This window comes from Xanthomonas sp. SHU 166, from assembly GCF_000364685.1.
Taxonomy (GTDB): Bacteria; Pseudomonadota; Gammaproteobacteria; order Xanthomonadales; family Xanthomonadaceae; genus Xanthomonas_A; species Xanthomonas_A sontii.
Map to the genome: position 1 here is coordinate 1 of NZ_AQOJ01000988.1, position 300 is coordinate 300.

Genomic DNA, 300 nt, shown 5'->3' on the forward strand with positions numbered 1-300 from the left:
CCGCCTGGGCGCAGGCCGGCGTGGCGCTGGCGCAACTGCAGATCGTCCGTGCCGGCGCCGACGCGGCCTGGGCCGCCGAGCAATGCCTGCGTTCGGGCAGTTGCGCGGCGGTGCTGTGCTGGCCGGGGCTGGCCGGCGACAAGACCCTGCGCCGGCTGCAGGTGGCCGCCGAGACCGGGCGCACCCTGGGCTTCGCCTATCGGCCGATGAAGGCCGCCGCCAATCCGTCGCCGGCCGCGCTGCGCATCGCCCTCGACGCCGCGCCGGCGCAACTGCGCGTGCTCAAGTGTCGCGGCGGGG

The 300-nt window shown here is 77.3% G+C and carries 1 pseudogene; it reads left to right on the forward strand.

Annotation, left to right across the window (positions count from 1 at the left end):
* A pseudogene (locus tag D180_RS21995) lies at positions 1 to 300 on the forward strand (DNA lesion error-prone repair protein ImuA); the annotation flags it as partial.